An 18854-nucleotide genomic window follows, 5' to 3' on the forward strand; every position below is an offset into this window, starting at 1 on the left:
TGCCCCTGGATCAACGGACCCACGGTCCGCTCTACCACGGTGGGCCGGAGCCCACCCTGCGGCTCCCCAGCCGCAAAGATCGGAGGCGATGGCGGCGGGTGGGAGGGGGAAGCCCGCCGCCATCGCCGCCCGGTCAACTGGCGTAGTACAGCTGGTATTCCAGCGGGTGGGTCGCCGCGCGGAACTTGGTCACTTCCTGCATCTTCAGCGCGATGTAGCCGTCGATGAAGTCATCGCTCATCACGCCGCCGGCCTTCAGGAACTCACGGTCCTTGTCCAGCGCTTCCAGCGCCTGGTCCAGCGAGGAGCAGACCTGCGGAATCAGCTTCTCTTCTTCCGGCGGCAGGTCGTACAGGTCCTTGTCGCTCGGTGCGCCCGGGTCGATCTGGTTCTTGATGCCGTCCAGGCCGGCCATCATCAGCGCGGTGAAGGTCAGGTAGCCGGACTGGATCGGATCGGGGAAGCGCATTTCGATGCGGCGTGCCTTCGGGTTGGAGACCCACGGAATGCGGCACGACGCCGAACGGTTGCGCGCCGAATAGGCCAGCATCACCGGTGCTTCGAAGCCCGGCACCAGGCGCTTGTAGCTGTTGGTGCCCGAGTTGGCGAAGGCATTGATGGCGCGGGCGTGCTTGAAGATGCCGCCGATGTACCACAGCGCCAGCTGGCTCAGGCCGCCGTAACCGTCGCCGGAGAACAGGTTGGCGCCGCCCTTGGACAGCGACTGGTGCACGTGCATGCCGCTGCCGTTGTCGCCGACGATCGGCTTGGGCATGAAGGTGACGGTCTTGCCGTTGCGGTGCGCGACGTTCTTGATGACGTACTTCATGCGCAGCAGCTCATCGGCCTTCTGCACCAGGGTGCTGAACTTGGTGCCGATCTCGCACTGGCCGGCGGTGGCCACCTCGTGGTGCTGCACTTCCACTTCGATGCCGACCTGTTCCAGCGTCTTGCACATTTCCGCACGCAGGTCGTGCAGGGTGTCGGTCGGCGGCACCGGGAAGTAGCCGCCCTTCACGCCCGGGCGGTAGCCGCTGTTGGCGCCGTCGTACTTCGCGCCGCTGTTCCAGGCGGCTTCTTCCGAGTCGACCTTGAAGAAGGTGTTGCCCATTTCATTGGCGAAACGGACCGAGTCGAAGATGAAGAATTCCGGCTCCGGGCCGAAGAACGCCGATTCGGCGATGCCCGAGGACTTCAGGTAGGCCTCGGCACGCTTGGCGATGCCGCGCGGGCAGCGGCCGTAGGCCTGCATGGTGGCCGGATCGAGGATGTCGCAGCTGATCACCAGAGTGGGATCGGCGTAGAACGGATCGACATAGGCGCTGGACGGATCCGGCAGCAGGACCATGTCCGATTCGTTGATGCCCTTCCAGCCGGCGATCGAGCTGCCATCGAACATCTTGCCTTCTTCGAACAGCGACGCTTCGACGATGCTGACCGGGAAGGTGACATGCTGTTCGACACCGCGCATGTCGACAAAGCGCAGATCGACGAACTCGATCTGGTTGTCCTTGATCAGCTTCTCAACGTTTTCCACGGACATCGGTACGACCTCGGATGGGAATGAATGCCTGCTGAGGTACAGCAATGACCGTGCCAACTTTTTGCGCCCTGCAAGTCCTTGATTTCACACAATGTGCACTGCGTCAGTGCGGCACAGCCTGCACCAAAGGGGTGCGCAGGCACGCGGATGCACCCCTTTGGTGCGGCATGGATGGTCTATCCTCTCGACCTTCTTCCGCCGCACGCGCCCGCACTGTCCATGTCCGACCTGCTCTCCGCCCTGCTGCTGGGCATCCTCGAAGGCTTGACCGAATTCCTGCCGATCTCCAGTACCGGCCACCTGCTGATCGCCCAGCATTGGCTGGGCGCACGTTCGGATTTCTTCAACATCATCATCCAGGCCGGCGCGATCCTGGCCGTGGTGCTGGTGTTCCGCCAGCGCCTGTGGAGTCTGGCCACCGGCCTGGGGCAGCGCGAGAACCGCGACTACGTGTTCAAGCTGGGCGCGGCATTCCTGGTCACCGCCGTGGTCGGGCTGCCGGTGCGCCTGCTCGGCTGGGAACTTCCGGAAACGGTCAGCCCGATCGCCTGGGCGCTGATCATCGGCGGCATCTGGATGCTGCTGGTGGAGCTGTATACCGCGCGCCTGCCCGACCGCGACCAGGTCACCTGGACGGTGGCGATCGGTGTCGGTCTGGCACAGGTGGTGGCCGGCGTGTTCCCCGGCACCTCGCGCTCGGCGTCGGCCATCTTCCTGGCCATGCTGCTGGGCCTGAGCCGTCGCGCAGCCGCCGCCGAGTTCGTGTTCCTGGTCGGCATTCCCACCATGTTCGCCGCCAGCGCCTATGCGTTCCTCGAGCTGGCCAAGAAGGGACAACTGGCCAGCGAGAACTGGGCCGATGTCGGCGTGGCGTTCGTTGCCGCCGTCATCACCGGCTTCATCGTAGTGAAGTGGCTGCTGGGCTACATCAAATCGCACCGCTTCACCGCGTTCGCCCTGTACCGCATCGCGCTGGGTGCCGCACTGCTGCTGTGGTTGCCGTCCGGCACCTGAACAGCGGCGGGGAACGGCAACCCCGTTGCCGGCCCCGCCCCGTTTCCCCCTCGGTTCCCCAAGGAGAATCACCATGAACCGCAAGCTCACCCTGCTCCTCCCGCTGGCCCTGCTGGCCGCCTGCAGCCAGACCCCGGCCCCGGCCGGAACCGGCGGCGACGACGTGGCCCCGGCGGCGACCAAGGCGGCAGACCAGCAGACGCTGGCGCACCTGGACGCGCAGCGCCTGCAGAGCCAGCACTGGCGGCTGCAGAAGGCCACGGCCGCCGACGGCAAGCGCATCGACGCGCTGTTCGCCCGTGAGGACAAGCCGGTCACCCTGGACTTCGTCGATGGCCGCCTGTCGGTCAGCAATACCTGCAACCGCATGAGTGGCGGTTACACCCTGGCCGACGGAAAGCTGAGTGTCAGCGCGATGGCCTCGACGATGATGGCCTGCGCGGACAAGTCGCTGATGGCGCTGGACGAGGCCGTATCCAGCCGCCTGCAGGGCGAACTGAAGGCGGAGCAGGATGCCGCCGGCACGCTGACCCTGACCAGCGCACAGGGCGACACGCTGGTCTTCGCTCCGGAACCCACCGCTGAAACCCGCTATGGCGGCGCCGGCGAAACCGTGTTCCTGGAAGTGGCCGCCCGGACCGAGAAGTGCTCGCACCCGCTGATCCCGGACTACCAGTGCCTGCAGGTCCGCAAGGTGAAGTATGACCACAAGGGCCTCAAGCAGGGCGAGCCGGGCAAGTTCGAGAACTTCTACGGCAACATCGAGGGCTACACCCACGAAGACGGCGTGCGCAACGTCGTGCGGGTGAAGCGCTACGAGGTGAAGAACCCGCCGGCCGATGCGCCGTCGCAGGCGTATGTGCTGGACATGGTGGTCGAGTCGGCCGTCGAGAAGAAGTAAGCATGCAGAAGGGCGGCCGCAGGGCCGCCCTTCTTCGTTGCCGCCGGGCGTACTGCCCGGCGCTGCAGAAACACGCTGCGCGGTCAGGCCAGCGCCGGATTCAACGTGTAGGTGCCGTGCAGCGCCGCCTCGGCCAGCACATGGCCATGCATGGCGCGATGGACATCCGCGGCGGTGAAGCGCTCCGGCAACGCCAGCGCGGCCACGTCCAGCGCGAACACACGGAAGAAGTAGCGGTGCAGCCGCTCGTCGTTGAACGGCGGGTACGGGCCGTCGTAGCCCAGGTAATCACCGGCCATGTCCGGATTGCCGGCGAACCAGCCGGTGAAGTCGTTCAGGCCCTGCCGGCTGCCGGCCGGACCGGCCGGTGCGGCCTTGCCCTTGACCACGAAGCCATCGCTGCAGCTGCCCGCGGCGATCTCGTGCACGCTGGCAGGGATGTCGGCCATCACCCAGTGCACGAAGTCGCAGCGCGGCTGGTCGCGTGGCACCGTCATATCACTGCGGCCGACGGTGTCCGGCACGGTCGGCACATCCGGGTCCACGCAGATCAGCACGAACGAGCGGGTGCCCTCGGGCACATCGCTCCAGGCCAGGTGGGGATTGCGGTCCGGCGCGAAACCGGCGGTGTCGCCGGCGGCGAATTCGCGGTCGATCGGTGCGCCGTTGGTCAGGCTGTGGCTGCTCAGTTTCATCGGACGGTCCTCACTCTTCCGGGTAGCCCAGGCGCACCGCGATCGGTGTCAGCTGGGCGAAAGCGGCGCTCATCACGTCGCGGTAGTGGCGCCAGTGGCCCGGCGGGAAGCGCGGCACGCCAAGCTGGGCTGCCACGGGCATGGGGCGCTCGAACAGGCGTCCCAGCAGCTCGGCCATCGCCTGCGCATCATTGCCGATATGATCGATCCGCAGCAGCACATGCGGGTACAGATCTTCCTCGTTCAGGGTCGCGACCTGGGCCAGCGCACGCGCCAGCCATTCGCCGGCCTCGGCCAGCGAGGTCATCGCCAGCGGCGCGGCAGCGCCATAGGCCACCCAGTCCAGCAGCATGTCGCGCGGATCACGCAGCACGATCAGCAGGCGGCCCTGCGGCAGCTGCGGGCGCAGGGCCCACAGCAGCGCGTTGTCCCACCACAGCAGCCAGTCGATGATCGTGTCGCCCTGCACGCCGCGCGCCGGCAGCTGCTCGCGCCAGCGCTGCACCAGCCGCTCCGGCGTCAGCACGCCGGACGCCAGGTCCTGCAGCGTGTGGTAGTTCTGGAACGCGTCATCCGGCGGGTTGCTGGTGTAGCGATCACTGCGCAGCACCGGGCTGGCAGCGGCCAGGCCGGTCGCCACGCGCTCCACACCCGAACCCGGTGCGCCCCACAGGAAAATCGGCGCCGACGTGTTGGATTCGTCGACACTGCCCTTGTCCGGCCAGCTCGGCGGTGCCTTCGCCTGCGGCGGCAGCGGCAGGCGCTGCGGCGCCTGGTCGGCCTGCAGCGCCAGCCAGGTTGCCAGGGCAGCATCCGGTTGCCCGGCGCGATCCTGGATCTCGCCCAGCCAGGTGCGCAGGTCAGCGCGATGGCCCTCCGCGGCCTGTTCGATCAGCGCCTGCACGCGGGCGACGGCAGCAGCGGGGTCGCGCTGCAGCAGGCCCTCGACAAGGCGGGACTCGGCGCTGACACGGCCCGGCTCGAGGCTGACGATGCGTTCTGCGATGCCTTCAGCCTGTGCGTGCTCACCCGCCATATCGTGCAGCCGCAGACGCGCCTCCAGGGCGGGCACATGGCCAGGCATCGCTTCGATCCAGCGCTCGACCACGGCAACCGCCGCATCGCTGCCCACCTCTTCCACCGACAGGCGTGCCAGCCACAGGTCATGCAGCTGCGGGTTGTTTTCCAGCGCCGCATCCAGGCGTGCGCGTGCTTCTTCCTCGCGGCCCAGCCGCTGCCACGACATCAGCAGCAGCTGCAGCATCTGCCGGTCTGCCGGCTGCGATTCCAGCAGCGGCAGCAGGTGTTCCAGCGCCTGCAAGGGCTGCCCGCTGCGCAGCGCCAGCTCACCGGCCAGGCGCCGCAGCGATGCGTGGTCCATGCCTGGCTGCTGCAGCGCCACCTGCATGGCCTCGGCGGCGGCCTCGAGATTGCCCTGCCGCAACGCCAGCTGCACGACCAGCCCGTGCAGGGACGACAGCGACGGGTTGAGCTCCAGCACGCGGCGGAAGGCCTGCTCGGCGAATGCCAGCATGTCCTTGCCCAGATAGGCAAAGCCCAGTGCATACAGCACGCGCGGATCATTCGGCTGGGCCTGGTTGGCCTGCGACAGCAGTACCAGCGCGCGATCAGGATCGTCACGGCGCAGGGCGATCATGCCGTCGATGTGCAGCAGATCGGGGTGATCCGGTTCAACGCGCGCGGCCAGGGTCGACAGGCGCTGGGCTTCATCGAAGTCATTGCGGCCGATCGCCAGGTGCGCCTGCATCAGGTAGGCGGAAAAGGCGTTCGGATTGAGATCGGTGGTACGCAGCAGCGCCTCGTCGGCGCCCTGGTATTCGCGCAGCGCCAACAGCAGGCCGGCATGCTGCAGATGCAGCTGGGCATCGTCGGGGGCCAGCCGCAGCGCCTGCTGCAGGGCGTCCATCGCGTCGCCGGGCTTGCCCTGCTGCTGCAGCGCAAGCGCCAGCCAGCGGTGGGCCGCGGCCAGGCCGGGTTCGTCACGGGTCCACGCCTGGGCCAGCTGCACGGCCTGGCCGGCCTCGTTCTGGCGCAACGCTTGGATGATCTGGTCTTGCATGGCGGTCCGGTTCAAGGGCAAACCCGCATTGTAGCGGCCTGCGCGCCGGTCCCGGTTCAGGCCTGCAGAACCCGCCGCAGGCGCTGCGCCACCCAGCGCTCGGAGAAGCCGTCACCACGCCAGTTTTCCAGGAAGCCGCAGTGACCGCCCCAGCACGCCGTTTCCAGATGCGCCTGGCGTGGCAGCTGCCAGTCGCGGAATGTGGAATACGGGATCACCGGATCATCCTGTGCCATCAGGATGTCGGCCGGCACCTGCAGCCCGGACAGGCGATCACCGGCAATCGAGTAGCCGTCGAAGTACGCCTGCAGCGAACCGAAGGTGGTGTGGCGCTCGACCAGCCATGCGGTCAGCGCGCGGATGTCCAGCTTCAGCACGCGATCGTCGCAATCACTCAACTCGGGGAACAGGTCGCGCTTGCGGCGCAGCGAGACGGTCCACTTGCGGCGGAAATACCAGTCGTACATCGCCGGGCCGTTCTCGATGCTCTCCATGGTCAACGCCGGGTCCAGCACCGGGCACACCGAGGCCACCCGCAGCAGCGGCACGCCGGCTGCCGGCGCACGCAGGGCCAGGCGCAGCACGAAGTTGCCACCCAGCGAGTAGCCAGCGGCGACCAGCGGCAGGTGCGGCCAGCGCTGGGCGACGTCGCCCGCGGCATGCACCACTTCGTCGATCAGGTTGGAGTGGAAGATGCCGGGGTTGAGGTGATGGGTGTTGCCATGGTCACGGAAGTTCAGCCGCACCACGTCGAAGCCCTGCTCGAGCATGCGCGCGGCGGCCATGCGCATGTAGCTGGACTCGGCGCTGCCTTCCCAGCCATGCAGCAGCAGTGCGATGCCACGCGGCTCGCGCCCCTCGACGTGGCTGTGCCAGCCCTGCAGGCGCACGCCCTCGCCACCATCGAGGATCATTTCCTCGCTGACTGCGCCGGTGGCGGCAAGCAGCAGCAGGCCGCGCTGCAGGCGCATGCGGCTGGAACTGAGCATCGACTGCAGGTGGGGATTGCGCAGCCAGCGCGGCGGCTGGTAATCGGCCGCAGTCAGCATCGACGCGGATGCGTCGACAGGCGGTGGCGGGACCAGGGCCACCACGGCCTCACTCCCCGCTCATGGCCGCCACGATGCGCGCGCGCGAGGTTTCCGCGATGCGCCGACGGCCTTCCAGGTCCTGGGCACCGATCGGTGCCAGGAAGTGCACTTCCGCACGTCGCGCCGGCTCACCGAGCAGGCGCAGGAAATTGGCGAAGAAACTCTCGCCCGGGCCGAAGGCCACGATCGTCTGCGCGTCGCCCTTCGTTCCGTACACCAGCGCCACCGGCTGCACCGGCACACCGGTCTCGACTGCCGCCTGGAAGATCCGGGCGTGGAACGGGCCCACTTCGTGGCCCCCGCGGGTGCGCCCCTCCGGGAACACGCCCACGGCCTTGCCTTCACGCAGGCGATCGGCCATCACCTGCATCACCCCACCGAGCGACTCGGTGTTGCCACGCTGGTGGAAGATGGTCTGGCCGCGCGCGGCCAGCCAGCCGACCACCGGCCAGCCGGCGATCTCGCGCTTGGCGACGAAGCCCATCATGCGCTGGCTGTGCAGGATGCTGATGTCGACCCAGCTGACGTGGTTGGCGACGAACAGCACCGCGCCGGGCAGCGGCTGGCCGAAGCGCACCAGGCGGAAACCGAAGATCCACATCAGGCCGCCCTGCCACGCGTTCACCACTTTGGCACCGAGACGGTCCTGGCCCACGCGCAGGTTCGCCCACGGCGCGAGCATGCCCAGCAGGGTGAGCGGCAGGAACACGAGGATGTGGACCAACAGCAGCGGTACGCGGTACAGGTAACGGCACACACGCGCCACGCCGCCGCGGGGGGCCGGAGTGGGGGAAGTCATCCGCGCACGATACCGGAGGGCTGCCATCGCTGCCAGCTGGTTCAGGCCATAAATCCGCTTGATCGGGGCAATCGGCGGGGAACGCTGGGTTCCGCCGCTGTCGCGGGCCTGGCCAGGGGCTCAGCCGTGGCCGGCAGCCACCACGGCCAGGGTCAGCCGCGAGATGCACACCAGCCGGCCCTGCTCGTCCTCGATGCGGATCTCCCACAGCTGCGTGCTGCGACCCACGTGCAGCGCGCGTGCGGTACCGGTGACGGTGCCCGAACGCACCGCGCGCACATGGTTGGCGTTGATCTCCAGGCCCACGCAGATCTGCTTGCCGGCCTCCACGCACAGATTCCCCGCGCTGCTGCCCAGGGTCTCGGCCAGCACCACCGATGCGCCGCCATGCAGAATTCCGTAGGGCTGGCGGGTGCGCTCGTCCACCGGCATGGTGGCCTGCAGCCAGTCTTCACCGGCAGCGCTGAAGACGATGCCCAGCGACGCGATGGCCGTGTTGCGGCTGAACGCGTTGAGCTGCTCGAGGGATACGGCTTCGCGGAACACCTGGGTCATGCGGGCACCTTCAGAGGATGGGGACGAGGCCGGCGCCGAACGCGGTCAGCATGCGCACCAGCAGCCACTTCGGTCCGACGTTGACTTCGGGGAAGTCGCCCACGGCAACGTAGCACTGGTGGAAGTCCGGGCTCTGCCGGGGCAGCGGCTGCGGGCAGTCCGGACCCGGCTTGAACTCGTAGTCGGTGGCGTAGCGCCACGGCCAGAAATCGAGGATCGGCAGGGCCTCGGAGGCCTTGCCGACGCTGTAGTTGAGCCCGGACAGCACCGGCGGCTTGGCGCGTGGCGCGACCGTCCAGGAGTTCTGCGGGTGGATGTCGCGCAGGATGCTCTGCGCCAGCTGCTCGGCGAACACCGGATCGTCGATGATCACCGCACCTTCGGTGTTGTAGTTCTCGCTGCGCGGATCGAAGTTGTGGGTGCCGACCACGCCGATGCGGCGGTCGACCACCAGCGACTTCGCGTGCAACCCCATGCGCGCACCCTTGCGGGTCACAGGCAGCGGCTTGTTGACCGCCTTGCTGCCCAGGAACGAAGGCCGCGTCTCGGTGCGCAGCAGACGCGTTTCCACTTCACTGCCGGCGGCGCGGCGGCGCGCCCGCGCATTCTCGTAGGCGCTGCCGGTGCGGGGGCGGAAAACCGCCGGCGCTTCGTCGGCGCCAGTCGTGGTGGCGGCGGCGGCGTCGGTGGCGGTGGACGTACCGCCGCTGCGGGCATTGCTGCCGGCAGCGCTGCCGCCGATCAGCGGATTGCGTCCGCCACTGTCCTGGCCCGGCGGCGCCTCGATCGGGTCCGGCAGCAGGTTGCGGTAGTCGACCGGCGCATCGAGCGGGAACGGCTTGTATTCGAAGATGTTGAAGCCCAGCTCACGCATGTTGCGCCGCTTGTACTTGTACGACAGCGCGTAGACGATCGGGTTGTCGGTGGCCGCCAGACTGTTGGTGGACACCAGCACGCGCGGCGGCTGCGGACGCTTGCGCAGATCGCGGAACAATGTCTGCGCGGGTTTGGACAGCACCAGGTACGGCGTCTGCAGGATCACTTCGTGCTGCGCGCTGGCGATCAGTGCGTCGAGCTGTGGCTCGGTGACGTGCTGGCTGGCCAGCGGCGCATCGACCTTTTCGCGCCGATGCTTTCGCGGCAGGTCGGCGACGTAGCGCACCGACGCCACCGGCAACGCGGTGTCGACGAAAGAGCGGGTGACGAAGTCCATGTCGTTGGCCTCCGCGCTGACCCGCTGCACCCGCTCGGGACGGCGGAAGGTGGCGGGCGGCAGGGCCGGCACGCCCTCGCGCAGCAGCGTACGTCCGACGTCGTTCAGGCGTTCGGCCGGCACGCTGCGGCGGGCGCGCCAGAATGCATCGAAGTTGGCCGCCATCTCGCGCACTTCCGGGCCGGCGATCAATACGTCGCGATCGCGGAAGTTGTACTCGCGGTCCCAGTCGTAATAGTCGTCCTGGTAGTTGCGGCCGCCAACCACGCCGATTGCGTCATCAATCACCAGCAGCTTGTTGTGCATGCGCTGGTTGAAGCGGCGGAAACAGCACAGCACGCTGCCGGCATAGTCGAAGTAGTTCAGCCGCGCCTTGCCGAAGGTCGGGTTGTACACCCGCAGCTGGAAGTTCTCGTGGGCGCCGGACAGGGCGCCGAGAATCTGCAGGTCGGAGATGGCCGAGAGCTGGTCGATCAGCAGCCGCACCTTCACTCCCCGCTTCGAGGCGGCGAGCAGTTCATCGATGACCAGCCGGGCACTGTCGTCCTTGTCGAAGATATAGGTCTGCAGATCGATGCTGCGGGTGGCACTGCGCAACAGGTTCAGGCGCGCGACCAGTGCGCCCTCTCCCTCGTCCAGCAGGGTGGCGTAATGACGGGGACGGGTTTCGGTGGACTCGCTGAATGCGCGGCCAGCGAGCGCGCGCAGCGGCGACTCCTGCGCGCAGCGGTCGGCACGCTGGCACTCGACCTCGGTGGAGCGCGCCTGCACGGCAATCGCTTCGGCACGGTCGCGCTCGGCGTGCGACAGCGACGCACAGCCACTGCCAAGCAACACCGTTGCCAGCGCCAGCACCCGCAGCAGCAGATTCACGGTTTCGGCGCCTCGCTCAGGCGCGCTCGCAATACGAAGGTCACTCGGTCACTCAAGGCAAGCTGCCAGCTGTCCATGCCATACCGGCCTCGTTGCACGGTACCGCGGCTGACGACGTCGCAATCATAGCCGGGTCGGGCGCACTGCGCCTTCTCGACCCGCAGCGATTCAGGATGGCTGACCCCGCGCAGGGTCAGACGGCCTTCGATGTCGCCGCCTTCGGCCACCGTGTCGGGCCAGTAGGGCAGCGAATCGAACTCCACCATGGGGTGCCGCCCGGCGTCGAAGAACTCCTCGCCCCGCATCCAGCCGGTGTAGCGGGCCTTGCCGGGAATCTCCACCGAACGGGTGAACATCTTCAGGTGCACCTGGTGGCGGCCGTCGGAGAGCACCTCGATGCGCCCCTCGAACTGCGGGAACACCCCCTCGATGCGCTGCCCGAAGCGGGTGCGTACTTCGAAGCCGATGCGCGAATGCTGGGTGTCGAGCAGCAGCACGCGGGGGCCATCGGCGCGCACCGGAGGCAACGTGGTTGGCTGGGGCACGCCCGCCCAGGCCGGGGCGAGTGCCAGCAGCAGGGGCAACAGGCAGCGGCCGGGCCACCGCAGGCTCATCGGCTCACGGCCACCAGAAGGCGTTCAGGCTGGCCACGCCCGGCTCGATCGCCGCTTCGCGCGGGAAGCCGAGCACCGCGATGCCGGCCGGCGGCATGCCGCGGTAATCGCTGCTGCTGCCTTCGGTCATCAGGGCCACCAGCCGTTCCAGGCCGGGGTTGTGGCCCACGACCAGCACGCGGTCGAGATCGCGGCGTTCATCCACCAGTGCCGCCAGGGTGCCCGGGGTGGCTTCGTAGATGCGGTCTTCCAGGCGCTTTTCGACATAGCCGATGGCCGCCATTACCGCTTCCAGGGTTTCGCGGGTCCGCCGCGAAGGCGAGCACAGCACGCAATCCGGCAGCAGCTTGTTCTCCTTCAGCCAGCGGCCGGCGGCTTCGGCTTCGGCAAGCCCGACCGGCGACAGGGGCCGGTCGAGGTCGGCCTGGCCCGGGGTGGCCGGTTCGGCGTGGGCATGGCGCAGCAGGATCAGTTCACGCATCGCGGATATCCATGGAATCGGGGAGTGGAGCAAGGGCCCAGGCGTGAACGGTCACAGCTTCAGCCAGGACAGCAGAGGTTCCCAGTCGGCCTGGTGCTCGCGCACCTGGGCGGAGCGATAGTCGAACAGGCTGCGGCCCAGGCCGGTCATGACCACGTAGCTCTGGCTGTCGCGCAGCTGTGCGACCACCGGGTACGGCCATTCGGCCAGCATCTGCAGCGCCTGCTGCGAGGTCTGGGTCCAGGGCTTGGTGCGGTTGAGCACCAGCCCCACCGGCAGCTTGCGGCTGTGCACGCGCGGCACCTGGGCCAGGCTGTTGAGGAAGCCGACGATGGCTTCGATGTCCAGCGCCGAGGGCAGCACCGGCACCACCACCGCATCGGCGGCATCAAGGAAATGGGGGATATCGTCGGCCAACGCGCCGGCAGGCGCATCGATGATGACGGTCTCGGTGCCATCGGGCAGCTTCTGCGCCCATTGCTTCTTCCGGTACACGTCGATCGGCAGCACCGCGCTTTCCAGGCCGGCGCGGCGCTGTGCCCAGCGGGTGCTGGAGCCCTGCGGGTCGGCATCGGCGATCACCGTGGCCTTGCCCTGCAATGCCGCGTACGCGGCCAGGTGGGTGGCGACGGTGGTCTTGCCCACCCCGCCCTTGGAACCGGCCACCAGGATCGTCTTCATGCCAGCCTCGCTTCCGGGTACGTGCCCCGAGCGTACACCGGCGATGGTGACGGGAGGTAGAGCCGCGCTGAACCTGTCGGCATCGGCTTTGCTATGGTGACGCCCCCGAAGGATCGAACCCGCATGAGCGAACTGCAGGACCTGAGCGCGCTGATCCGCGCCAATACCCCCCTGATCGTGGTGGAGACCCAGGACGAGGGCCGCATCGTCGAGTTGTTCCGGCAGACACTGATGCATGTATGGCGGGCCCTGCACCGCTGGTCGATCACCGAGGGCCTGCGCCGCATCGATCTGGACAGCGAGGATGCGCCGGTCGGACCGCCCGATGCCAGCGCGGCGCTGCAGATGATCCGCCAGGCCGACCAGCGCGGGGTGTACCTGCTGCTCGATTTCCATCCCTATCTGGGCTATGCCAGCCACCAGCGCGCGTTGCGCGACCTGATCCAGCGCCGCCACAGCGAACCCCATGTGCTGGTGCTGATCGGTGCCAAGGTCGAACTGCCGGCCGAGCTGGAAGCCCTGGCGGTGCGCTTCAACCCGCGCCTGCCCGACGCCAATGCGCTGCTGAAGATGCTGCGCGAAGAGGCCGATGCCTATGCACGCGAGCACGGCGGCCGCCGCGTGGAGGTCGACAGCGAGGCGGTGAAGAAGATCCTGAAGAACCTGCAGGGCCTGAGCCTGGTCGACGCCCGGCGCATCGCCCGGCAGCTCATCTACGCCGACGGTGCGCTGCGCGACGACGACCTGCCGCAGCTGGCGCGGCTGAAGTTCGAGCTGCTCAACCGCAGCGGCCACCTGTTCTTCGAGCATGACAGCGCGCGCTTCGGCGACGTGGCTGGCGCCAACCGGCTCAAGCGCTGGATCAACCAGCGCCGTGTCGCCTTCATCGCCGGCTCGGCGCCGGCAGGGCTGGATCCACCGCGCGGCATGCTGCTGCTGGGCGTGCAGGGCTGCGGCAAGTCGATGCTGGCCAAGGCCACCGCCGCCGGGTTCGGCGTACCGCTGCTGCGCCTGGACGTGGGCGCGCTGTACAACAAGTACCACGGCGAGACCGAGTCCAATCTGCGCCAGGCCCTGGCCTCGGCCGAGCAGCTGGCGCCCTGCGTGCTGTGGATGGACGAGATCGAGAAGGGCCTGGCCAGTGGTGGCGACGACGGTGGGGTATCGCGCCGCGTGCTTGGCTACCTGCTGACCTGGATGGCCGAACGCAAGGCGCCGGTGTTCATCGTCGCTACCGCCAACCAGGTGCATGAGCTGCCCGCGGAGCTGCTGCGCAAGGGGCGCTTCGACGAGATCTTCTTCGTCGACCTGCCCTCGCCCGAGGTGCGGGTGGAACTGCTCCGCCTGCACCTGGGGCGACGCCAGCTCACTGCGGACGACTTCGCGCTGCCGGCGCTTGCCGCAGCGTCCAACGGGTTCTCCGGTGCGGAGATCGAGCAGGCCATCGTGGCCGGGCTGTATGCGGCCCATGCCGAGAACCGGCCGCTGGATACCGAAACGCTGATGGGCGAGATCCGGGCGACACGGCCCTTGTCGGTGCTGATGGCCGAGCAGGTGGCGGCGTTGCGCGAGTGGGCGTCCGGTCGCACGGTGTCTGCGGACGACTGAGCGGTCTGCCACGCGCGGCGCAGGCTGTTGCCCTCTGCAGGTGCCGGGTGCACCCCGGCACCACGCCTGCCCTCAGGGCCAGGCCGGCGGCGCGGCAGCCCAGGCCTGCTGTACTTCGGCCAGCGACGCGCGCTCGTCCTCGCGCCACTGCGGCAGCAGCTGCGCGTAGCGGCTGCTGTCGCTCCACTGCGACGGTTCGGTGCGCACGGCAGCGGCGTACCACTGCACTGCCTGCTCCTTCTGCCCCAGGCGCCACAGTGCCAACGCGTAGCTTGGCGGCAACCAGCTCGGCTTGCTGAGCGTACTGCCGGCGGCGGCCTGCCACTGCTCCAGCGCGGCCTCCGGCTGCCCCTGCCGCAGCAGGTCCCAACCATAGTTCCAGCGGACGCCGCGACCGACGCTGCTCTGCACCGGGGCATCCTTCAATGCTTCGCGGTACAGCTGCTCGCCAAGTTCGGTACGGCCCTGCGCGATCGCCACCGAGGCCAGCTGCACGGTCGCTTCCACCACGCGCCGGCCACGCTCGCGCTGCTTGAGCAGCTGCGCCACCAGGGCATCGCCCTGCGACTGCTGCACGACCACCATCGGCGCAGCCGCGGCATCGTTGTCGAAATAGAACTCCTGTGGCGCCGGCAATACCGGCGCCGCCCACGCGGAGGCCGCCCCCGAGACCAGCAGGATGCCGGTCAGGATCTTTACTGCCACTGACATTCCTTCTTCCCCCGGGCTGCGACCGCAGCCCCTCTCTCTCCTCCTGATCCTAACCGCAGCATGGCCGCCGGCGCGAGTGCCGGGGCCTGCGCGGCCTCACTGCTACAATTCGCGCCTTCCCCGTCGCGTGCCTGCACGCGGCCGGTGCCAGCCGATCCTGACCGGGCCAGCCATGACCAGTACCGCGCAACTCACCTCGCCCTCTTCCGCCGACCTGATCGACCGTGATTACACGCTCGATCACAAGTACACCCGCAACGAGGGACGGATCTACCTGAGCGGGGTGCAGGCGCTGGTGCGGCTGCCGTTGATGCAGCGGCTGCGGGATGCCGCCGAAGGCATCGACAGCGCGGGGTTCATCAGCGGCTACCGCGGCAGCCCCCTGGGCGGCTTCGATCTGGAGCTGTGGCGCGCCCGCACGCACCTGGAGGCCGCGCGGGTGAAGTTCACCCCCGGCCTGAACGAGGACCTGGGCGCCACCATGGTCTGGGGCACCCAGCAGACCAACCTGTTCCCCGGCGCCAACGTGCAGGGCGTGTTCGGCATGTGGTACGGCAAGGGCCCGGGCGTGGACCGCTGCGGCGACGTCTTCAAGCACGCCAATGCGGCAGGCACGTCCCGTCATGGCGGCGTGCTGGCGCTGGCGGCCGATGACCATGCCTGCCGCAGCTCCACCCTGCCGCACGGCAGCGAGGACGAATTCGTCAGCGCGATGATGCCGGTGCTGAATCCGGCGGGCGTGCAGGACATTCTCGACATGGGCCTGCTCGGCTGGGCGATGAGCCGGTATACCGGGCGCTGGGTCGGCTTCAAGACCATCGCCGAGACGGTGGAATCGTCGGCATCGGTCGACGTGGATCCGCTGGCGCGTCGCATCGTGCTGCCGGACGACTTCCCGATGCCGGCCGGCGGCCTCAACATCCGTTGGCCGGACCCGCCGCTGGACCAGGAGATGCGCCTGCACCGCTATGCCGTGAAGGCGGCGCAGGCCTTCGCCCGCGCCAACGGCATCGACCGGGTGGTGATGGACGCGCCGCGTGCACGGCTGGGCATCGTCACCACCGGCAAGAGCTACCTGGATGTGCTGCAGGCACTGGAGTACCTGGGCCTGGACGAGGCCGCCTGCGCCGACATCGGCATCCGCGTCTACAAGGTCGGCATGACCTGGCCGCTGGAGCCGGAAGGCATCGCCCGCTTCGCGCAGGGCCTGGACGACATCATCGTGGTGGAGGAGAAGCGCGCCTTCATCGAGCGGCAGATGAAGGAGCAGTTCTTCAACTGGCCGGCCAGCTGGGGCCCGCGCCCGTCCATCGTCGGCAAGTACGACGAAGCCGGTGAATGGATCCTGCCGTCCACCGGCGAGCTGACCCCGGCCACCATCGCCGGCGTGATCGGCCGGCGCATCCAGCGGTTCTTCAACAACGAGTCGATCGAACAGCGCCTGCAGTGGATGCAGCAGAAGGAGGCCGAGCTCGCGTTGCCGCGCGCCAGCTTCCCGCGCGTACCGCACTACTGCTCGGGCTGCCCGCACAACACCTCCACCACGGTGCCGGACGGTTCACGTGCGTTGGCCGGCATCGGTTGCCATTACATGGTGACCTGGATGGACCGCAGCACCGACACGTTCACCCACATGGGTGGCGAAGGCGTGACCTGGGCAGGGCAGGCGCCGTTCACCGATACCCCGCACGTGTTCCAGAATCTGGGCGACGGCACCTATTTCCACAGCGGCTCGCTGGCGATCCGCCAGGCGATCGCGGCCGGCGTCAACATCACCTACAAGATCCTCTACAACGATGCGGTGGCGATGACCGGTGGCCAGCCGGTGGATGGCCCGCTCAGCGTGCCGGATATCGCCCGGCAGATGCGCGCCGAAGGCATCCACACCATCGTGGTGCTGTCCGACGACATCGCCAAGTGGACCCGCCAGCGCGAGCATTTCCCCAGTGACGTCGAGTTCCACGACCGCAGCGCGCTGGACGAGGTGCAGAAGCGCCTGCGCGAGGTGAAGGGGGTCTCGATCCTGATCTACGAACAGACCTGCGCCACCGAGAAGCGGCGGCGCCGCAAGCGCGGCAAGCTGGAAGATCCGGCCAAGCGGGTGATGATCAACTCGCTGGTCTGCGAGGGCTGCGGCGATTGTGGCAAGAAGAGTTTCTGCGTCTCGGTGCTGCCGAAGGAAACCGAGTTCGGGCGCAAGCGCGAGATCGACCAGTCCAACTGCAACAAGGACTACTCGTGCGTGAATGGCTTCTGCCCGAGTTTCGTCACGGTGCATGGCGGGAAGCCGCGAAAGGGCAGCCGGCGCGATGCATCGTCCCTGCTGGACAACCTGCCGGCGCCGACGGTGCGCGGCAGCCTGGAGCAGCCCTGGAACATCCTCATCACCGGCGTGGGCGGTACCGGCGTGGTCACCATCGGCGCGTTGCTGGGCATGGCCGGCCACCTGGAGGGCAAGGGCGCCACGGTGCTCGACCAGACCGGCCTGGCGCAGAAGGGCGGCGCGGTGACCACCCACATCCGCATCGCACGCCGGCCGGAGGACATCCACGCCGTGCGCATCGCCGCCGGTGAGGCCGACCTCGTACTGGGCTGCGACATGGTGGTGGTCAACGATTACTGGGCACTGTCGAAGGTGCGCTCGGGCCGCTCGCAGGTCGTGCTCAACACCTACGAAGCGATGCCGGGCACGTTCACCACCCGTCCCGACATGCAGTTCCCGGCGGCCGACATCATCGCTGGCGTGCGCGTGGCGCTGGGCGGCGATGAGCCGCTGCTGCTCGATGCCACCCAACTGGCCACGGCGCTGCTGGGCGATGCGATCGCCGCGAACCTGTTCATCCTCGGCTACGCCTGGCAGCAGGGCCTGGTGCCGCTGTCGTTCGAATCGCTGATGCGTGCCATCGAGCTCAACGGCGCGGCGGTGGCGATGAACCAGCAGGCCTTCGCCTGGGGCCGGCTGGCGGCGATCGATCCGCAGGCCGTGCAGGAGGCCGCCGGCCTGGTGCGCAACCGCCATACCGATACGGAATCCACGCCCGGCCCGTTGCATCCGCTGCCACCGGGCGAGTGGGAAGGCAACGAGTGGGGTGCCACCGCTGCGCCACGCAACACCGGCGACGAACGCGAACTGCGTGGCCTGCCCTCGCATGGCGGCGAGGTTGCCTTCCTGCCGCTGGACGACGCGCGCCTGTCGCGCTCGCTGGATGAAATGATCGAACGCCGCGCCGCGTTCCTGGTCGACTACCAGGACGCCGCCTACGCCGATCGCTACCGCAGCGTGGTCGAACGCGTGCGCGCCGCCGAACGCGAGCGCATCGGCGGCTCGACCGCGCTGACCGAGACCGTGGCCCGCTATCTGTTCAAGCTGATGGCCTACAAGGACGAATACGAAGTCGCCCGCCTGTACACCAGCGGTGATTTCCAACGCCGGCTGCAGCAGCAGTTCGAAGGTGACTACCAGTTGCGCTTCCATCTGGCGCCGCCGCTGTTCGCGAAGAAGGATGAACAGGGCCGGCTGCAGAAAAAGGAGTACGGCCCGTGGATGTTCAAGGCGTTCGGCCTGCTGGCTAAGCTGAAGTTCCTGCGGGGCGGTGCCTTCGATGTGTTCGGCCGTACTGCCGAGCGCCGCATGGAGCGCAAGCTGATCGGCGACTACGAAGCCACTGTGCAGCTGCTGCTGGACGGGCTGGATGACGGTCGCCTGGCGTTGGCCGTGGAGATCGCCAGCATCCCCGAGCACATCCGCGGCTTCGGCCACGTCAAGGAAGCGCATGTGGAGAGCGCCAAGGCGCGGGAAGCTGCGCTGCTGGCGCAGTGGCGCAACCCGAAGGCGCTTCATATCGTGCAGGTGGTGTAAAGCAAGCGAACGCAGACATCACGTTGCATGTCAACGATCGATTACATTTGACAGGGTGTAATCGAACGTAGACTTTGCTGACGTCAATGTGATCTAACGCATTGATGTCAAATTAATGTCAGCGTTCATTGACCAT

The 18854-nt window shown here is 68.0% G+C and carries 15 protein-coding genes; 4 read left to right on the plus strand and 11 right to left on the minus strand.

Features of this window, described 5'->3' with window-relative positions:
• Nucleotides 1–133: 133 nt before the first annotated feature.
• Nucleotides 134–1543 (minus strand): type I glutamate--ammonia ligase, encoded by a 1410-nt coding sequence (gene glnA / locus AC06FB_RS11665; RefSeq protein WP_053520266.1) that lies wholly within the window; start codon nt 1541–1543, stop codon nt 134–136.
• A 219-nt stretch (nt 1544–1762) separates the two neighbouring features.
• On the opposite strand from glnA, the gene AC06FB_RS11670 reads away from it, so the two are divergent.
• Together AC06FB_RS11670 and AC06FB_RS11675 are read left to right on the plus strand one after the other, a co-directional pair.
• Nucleotides 1763–2557, plus strand: coding sequence for an undecaprenyl-diphosphate phosphatase (locus tag AC06FB_RS11670; protein WP_053520271.1), 795 nt, complete (start codon nt 1763–1765; stop codon nt 2555–2557).
• A gap of 73 nt (nt 2558–2630) precedes the next feature.
• Complete coding sequence (locus tag AC06FB_RS11675; protein WP_478053714.1) at nt 2631–3458, plus strand: DUF4377 domain-containing protein; 828 nt, start codon at nt 2631–2633, stop codon at nt 3456–3458.
• Between the two features lie 83 nt (nt 3459–3541).
• Here the strand turns inward: AC06FB_RS11675 and AC06FB_RS11680 are convergent, their stop codons facing one another.
• The 9 genes from AC06FB_RS11680 to AC06FB_RS11720 form a co-directional block, all read right to left on the minus strand.
• Complete coding sequence (locus AC06FB_RS11680; RefSeq protein ID WP_065182075.1) at nt 3542–4153, minus strand: YbhB/YbcL family Raf kinase inhibitor-like protein; 612 nt, start codon at nt 4151–4153, stop codon at nt 3542–3544.
• 10 nt (nt 4154–4163) lie between these two features.
• Complete coding sequence (locus tag AC06FB_RS11685; protein WP_065182076.1) at nt 4164–6233, minus strand: tetratricopeptide repeat protein; 2070 nt, start codon at nt 6231–6233, stop codon at nt 4164–4166.
• 56 nt (nt 6234–6289) lie between these two features.
• Entirely contained in the window at nt 6290–7324 is a 1035-nt protein-coding gene (locus AC06FB_RS11690) for a YheT family hydrolase (RefSeq protein ID WP_080375346.1), read from the minus strand.
• A 7-nt stretch (nt 7325–7331) separates the two neighbouring features.
• Nucleotides 7332–8123 (minus strand): lysophospholipid acyltransferase family protein, encoded by a 792-nt coding sequence (locus tag AC06FB_RS11695; protein ID WP_053519975.1) that lies wholly within the window; start codon nt 8121–8123, stop codon nt 7332–7334.
• 120 nt (nt 8124–8243) lie between these two features.
• Nucleotides 8244–8678 (minus strand): hotdog fold thioesterase, encoded by a 435-nt coding sequence (locus AC06FB_RS11700; protein WP_478053715.1) that lies wholly within the window; start codon nt 8676–8678, stop codon nt 8244–8246.
• Between the two features lie 10 nt (nt 8679–8688).
• The gene (locus AC06FB_RS11705; protein WP_340044190.1) at nt 8689–10764 is read right to left on the minus strand and encodes a phospholipase D family protein; all 2076 of its coding nucleotides are present in this window, start codon (nt 10762–10764) and stop codon (nt 8689–8691) included.
• On the minus strand, nt 10761–11378 hold the full coding sequence (locus AC06FB_RS11710) for a YceI family protein (RefSeq protein WP_065174131.1): 618 nt from the start codon (nt 11376–11378) through the stop codon (nt 10761–10763). The genes AC06FB_RS11705 and AC06FB_RS11710 overlap by 4 nt, the downstream gene beginning before the upstream one ends.
• Nucleotides 11379–11382: 4 nt before the next feature.
• Nucleotides 11383–11859: a SixA phosphatase family protein gene (locus AC06FB_RS11715; protein WP_053519979.1), complete on the minus strand. Its 477-nt coding sequence runs from the start codon at nt 11857–11859 to the stop codon at nt 11383–11385.
• A gap of 51 nt (nt 11860–11910) precedes the next feature.
• A complete protein-coding gene (locus tag AC06FB_RS11720) occupies nt 11911–12540 on the minus strand; it encodes a ParA family protein (RefSeq protein ID WP_053519980.1) in 630 nt (209 codons plus the stop codon).
• A gap of 123 nt (nt 12541–12663) precedes the next feature.
• On the opposite strand from AC06FB_RS11720, the gene AC06FB_RS11725 reads away from it, so the two are divergent.
• Nucleotides 12664–14148 (plus strand): AAA family ATPase, encoded by a 1485-nt coding sequence (locus AC06FB_RS11725; RefSeq protein WP_065182079.1) that lies wholly within the window; start codon nt 12664–12666, stop codon nt 14146–14148.
• Nucleotides 14149–14220: 72 nt separating this feature from the next.
• Here AC06FB_RS11725 and AC06FB_RS11730 read toward each other — a convergent pair whose 3' ends face one another.
• On the minus strand, nt 14221–14859 hold the full coding sequence (locus tag AC06FB_RS11730; protein ID WP_065182080.1) for a tetratricopeptide repeat protein: 639 nt from the start codon (nt 14857–14859) through the stop codon (nt 14221–14223).
• 172 nt (nt 14860–15031) lie between these two features.
• Between AC06FB_RS11730 and AC06FB_RS11735 the strand changes: the two genes are divergently transcribed.
• Nucleotides 15032–18718 (plus strand): indolepyruvate ferredoxin oxidoreductase family protein, encoded by a 3687-nt coding sequence (locus tag AC06FB_RS11735; protein WP_478053716.1) that lies wholly within the window; start codon nt 15032–15034, stop codon nt 18716–18718.
• The last annotated feature ends 136 nt before the right edge of the window (nt 18719–18854 follow it).

This window comes from Stenotrophomonas sp. Steno-C15 (assembly GCF_056393265.1).

Bases quoted from the DNA above. Each gene is read 5' to 3' on its own strand.
- glnA (WP_053520266.1), bottom strand. From the start codon at position 1,543: ATGTCCGTGGAAAACGTTGAGAAGCTGATCAAGGACAACCAGATCGAG.
- AC06FB_RS11670 (WP_053520271.1), top strand. From the start codon at position 1,763: ATGTCCGACCTGCTCTCCGCCCTGCTGCTGGGCATCCTCGAAGGCTTG.
- AC06FB_RS11675 (WP_478053714.1), top strand. From the start codon at position 2,631: ATGAACCGCAAGCTCACCCTGCTCCTCCCGCTGGCCCTGCTGGCCGCC.
- AC06FB_RS11680 (WP_065182075.1), bottom strand. From the start codon at position 4,153: ATGAAACTGAGCAGCCACAGCCTGACCAACGGCGCACCGATCGACCGC.
- AC06FB_RS11685 (WP_065182076.1), bottom strand. From the start codon at position 6,233: ATGCAAGACCAGATCATCCAAGCGTTGCGCCAGAACGAGGCCGGCCAG.
- AC06FB_RS11695 (WP_053519975.1), bottom strand. From the start codon at position 8,123: ATGACTTCCCCCACTCCGGCCCCCCGCGGCGGCGTGGCGCGTGTGTGC.
- AC06FB_RS11700 (WP_478053715.1), bottom strand. From the start codon at position 8,678: ATGACCCAGGTGTTCCGCGAAGCCGTATCCCTCGAGCAGCTCAACGCG.
- AC06FB_RS11710 (WP_065174131.1), bottom strand. From the start codon at position 11,378: ATGAGCCTGCGGTGGCCCGGCCGCTGCCTGTTGCCCCTGCTGCTGGCA.
- AC06FB_RS11715 (WP_053519979.1), bottom strand. From the start codon at position 11,859: ATGCGTGAACTGATCCTGCTGCGCCATGCCCACGCCGAACCGGCCACC.
- AC06FB_RS11720 (WP_053519980.1), bottom strand. From the start codon at position 12,540: ATGAAGACGATCCTGGTGGCCGGTTCCAAGGGCGGGGTGGGCAAGACC.
- AC06FB_RS11725 (WP_065182079.1), top strand. From the start codon at position 12,664: ATGAGCGAACTGCAGGACCTGAGCGCGCTGATCCGCGCCAATACCCCC.
- AC06FB_RS11730 (WP_065182080.1), bottom strand. From the start codon at position 14,859: ATGTCAGTGGCAGTAAAGATCCTGACCGGCATCCTGCTGGTCTCGGGG.
- AC06FB_RS11735 (WP_478053716.1), top strand. From the start codon at position 15,032: ATGACCAGTACCGCGCAACTCACCTCGCCCTCTTCCGCCGACCTGATC.